This window comes from Blautia sp. NSJ-175, assembly GCF_022867815.1.
Taxonomy (GTDB): Bacteria; Bacillota; Clostridia; order Lachnospirales; family Lachnospiraceae; genus Blautia; species Blautia celeris.
Window position 1 is genome coordinate 1 of the sequence record NZ_JALIFQ010000056.1, and the last position, 3,293, is coordinate 3,293.

Genomic DNA, 3,293 nt, shown 5'->3' on the forward strand with positions numbered 1-3,293 from the left:
CTCTATTTGTCATGCAATTTTCAAGGTACTGATTGCGATGAATAAGTCATCGCCACTATACTCAAAACATCTCTGTTTTTGAAACTATTTATTGACTTTCTTTAATAGTTAGTCTTTTTTATGTTTTTTGTCTAGCTGTGCTTATGTTAGCATTGCACGTTAAAAATTAAAAGTACTGTTTTTTAATGATTATAGTATCTTTTTTACTATTAAGTATTAAAAAATATGGTATATTGTCTTTGTGACTGATTTACGATATACTTAGAGCAAAAGGAGATAGTTTCATGAAAAATAATGCAACAGAGATTGAACGCTGTGAAACAATAGCTAAAATACAAAGTGTTTTAGGTGGTAAGTGGAAAATAGAAATTTTGTATTATATATCGCTTAAAACAAGGCGATTTGGAGAATTGCAACGACAAATAGGCAATATAACGCAATCAACATTGACAAAACAACTTAGAGAATTAGAAGCAGATGGCTTTATTACACGATATGTTTATCAAGAAATCCCCCCAAAGGTCGAATATTCATTAACTGATTTAGGAAAAACTTTTGTGCCTATTTTAGAGCAAATGAAACAATGGGGTAAATCACATTTTCCTAATACAAATCATATAACTTAGTTTTAAACAGATAAATAAAGGCTTGTAATAAACATATAGAATGTTATTTCAAGCCTTTTCATCATTATTTTATAATCATCCAGTTATCATTTTTATATAAGGTCAATTCATACTGTGAAATTTGTGTTGCCTTTGTCTGACTGTCAATAATCTTCACGGACATGCTCGCTTTGACAGTCCCCCCCGTCTGTTGTAAACACTTCAACATACTATCCCTTTATTCCTCTTGATTACCTCAAGACAGTAAAGAAAAAGCCCTGTCAAGAGCCTTGCCACCATAGGTGGTGCGTTGCACTCTTTACTGGGCTTTTTGTTTGCGGTATCTTCTCACAAGAGGAAAAAGGTTACTCGTCCTCATCATCAAAATCTTCAAATTCTTCGATACATGGCATTTGTGATAAGATTTTCCTACCTTCTATATAGTCATAATTGTAACCCTCGTACACCTTTCTTATGGCGTAGTATGGATTTATGTTCTTGTGTCCTTCTGTGCTTTCCCCGAACATATCAAGGCTGTAAAATTCATCATAGCGGTCTAAAATCTTCTGAAACTTCAAGTGCTGAACAAACTCTTTGATTGGGTAAAGGTCGGACGATTGAATGTCCTCGTCATTGATATAGTCTGTAATGTATTTCCGTAATTGTTCTAACTCATAATCAAGCCATTCTTCCTCACTGTCAAAGAAGTTATCATAATGTCCATGCTTTAATTCAGCATTCAGCCGTTCTTCTTCTTTCAAGAACTGGCACACTTCTTTTTCGATATGGGTGTGATACTTCCATTCTCCTGACAACATTTCATTGGGTGCAACTTCCAGCACAGCCATTATCTTTTCTAAGGTTTCAAAAGTGGGATAATTTACCCCTCGTTCAATCTTGGATAAACTCTGTAAATTGATACCGATAGCGTCTGCAAGTTCCTGTTGTTTCATTCTCTTTAGTTTTCTGACGGTCTGTATATTCTGTCCCAAATGCTTATAATTCATGGCATATCTTCTCCTTTTATGTGTAGTATAAGCCTATTATACTTATTATCTTCCGAAAAATCAAGATAAAGTTCTTGACAAGTAATTCTGCTGGCGTTATTATCATATCAGATAGAGCGATTAAGCACGCTAGGGTCAATCACACGCTTGAGTAAGCATATAGAGAAGATATTTTCACTTTGATAGCATGAATAAGCATGGACTATCAGACCGAAAACAGGGTTTCTGACTGGGGCTGTTCCGTTTAGCCACGAGCCTCCCAAAGGCTCGTGAGCGTTAAGAACGGGACAGGCACAGGAAGAAAAAACGCCTTTTGGCGTTCGCAGAGGGCGTATATGTAACACCGCCCTGCGTATACATGTCATAGTACCTAGAAACTGTGATAAATAAAGGAAAAAATGCAATTTATACCCCGCAAAAAATCGGGGCATACGAAAGGAGTAATGAAGTATCGCAACACACGAAAATTTATCCGTTAAGATTGATTACATCAGCATTGTATTTGAAACCGCAACCGCAGAAGATGTAATCACACACATTTTAGAGTTACCGACTGACATTTTCAATGTCTATCCGGCAACCGTTAAATTCAAGACCTATCAGATACGCTGGGAGATTGGAGATATTTATGTATCGGGGGACGCAAGAAAGACAGAGGACAACCCACAAGGGTTAGGCTGTTATCTTGTTATGACTGGCAGAGGTTGTGATGATATTTTCCGTATTCTCAACAGCAGAAACTATACCTTTGGGGATATGTTCAAACATTGTGAAAGAAGATACGGACTGGATAATTTCCACTTCACAAGACTTGATATTGCCATTGATGATAAGAACGAAAAGCCATTCTTTACCATAGAGCAGATAAAGAAGAAATGCGAAAAAGAGGAATTTATTTCCAATAGTGAGGGCTACCACTTTGATGAAAGCAAGTTTGACGATTTCGACACCGCAAAAACGGTTTATATCGGTGCTGGAAAATCGGGATTGTCCTACCGCTTTTATGACAAGGATAAGGAAGTCTGTTCAAAATATAATAAGACGCTTGATGAAGTCGGCAGTTGGAAACGGACAGAAATGCAACTGCGTGATGATAAGGCTCATGCCTTTGCCATGACATTCAAGGACAGACCGCTGGAACTTGGAGAATTGGCTTTCGGGCTATTGGCAAACAACCTACGCTTTGTCGTAGCGAACAGAAATGAAAGTAATAAGAGCAGGTGGAAAACGTGTCGGTTTTGGGAACGCTTTTTAGGGGCTGTGGAAGTCTTGAAACTGCAAGTACCCAAACCACATAATTCCCTTGAAGAAACACAGCAATGGCTCACAGAGGGTGGCGTGATTTCTGCTGTCAAAAGTTTCTATTTCTTGGAAGAACATGACGCATTAGGTGGACTGGAAAAAGTGGGAACTATGCTTGATAAGGCAAGATACAGCACTTCCCTTTCCAGTAAACTGACCGCTCACTTACAGAGGATAAACCGCACCGACCTTATCCCCTATATCCAGTATGACACGAAACAAGGGAAAGGGGGTATCTGATGAATAACAACGATATTCCCGTATGGGAAAAATACACCCTTACCATTGAAGAAGCGTCAAAGTATTTCCGTATCGGAGAAAACAAGTTAAGACGATTGGCAGAGGAAAACAAGGACGCTGGCTGGCTCATTATGAATGG

Annotated in this window: 5 protein-coding genes; 3 read left to right on the plus strand and 2 right to left on the minus strand. The window is 38.2% G+C overall.

Features of this window, described 5'->3' with window-relative positions; translation table 11 throughout:
- The first annotated feature begins 284 nt into the window (after positions 1-284).
- A complete protein-coding gene (locus tag MUB35_RS30250; RefSeq protein ID WP_065530661.1) occupies positions 285-626 on the plus strand; it encodes a winged helix-turn-helix transcriptional regulator in 342 nt (113 codons plus the stop codon).
- Positions 627-690: 64 nt separating this feature from the next.
- Here MUB35_RS30250 and MUB35_RS30255 read toward each other — a convergent pair whose 3' ends face one another.
- Both MUB35_RS30255 and MUB35_RS30260 read right to left on the minus strand, forming a co-directional pair.
- Entirely contained in the window at positions 691-834 is a 144-nt protein-coding gene (locus tag MUB35_RS30255; RefSeq protein ID WP_369847777.1) for a conjugal transfer protein, read from the minus strand.
- A 136-nt stretch (positions 835-970) separates the two neighbouring features.
- On the minus strand, positions 971-1,612 hold the full coding sequence (locus MUB35_RS30260) for a helix-turn-helix domain-containing protein (RefSeq protein WP_065530660.1): 642 nt from the start codon (positions 1,610-1,612) through the stop codon (positions 971-973).
- Positions 1,613-2,092: 480 nt separating this feature from the next.
- Between MUB35_RS30260 and MUB35_RS30265 the strand changes: the two genes are divergently transcribed.
- Both MUB35_RS30265 and MUB35_RS30270 read left to right on the plus strand, forming a co-directional pair.
- On the plus strand, positions 2,093-3,154 hold the full coding sequence (locus MUB35_RS30265; RefSeq protein WP_279230694.1) for a replication initiation factor domain-containing protein: 1,062 nt from the start codon (positions 2,093-2,095) through the stop codon (positions 3,152-3,154).
- The coding region (locus MUB35_RS30270) for an excisionase (RefSeq protein ID WP_195409977.1) at positions 3,154-3,293 on the plus strand (140 nt) is incomplete at its 3' end. The genes MUB35_RS30265 and MUB35_RS30270, both read left to right, overlap by 1 nt.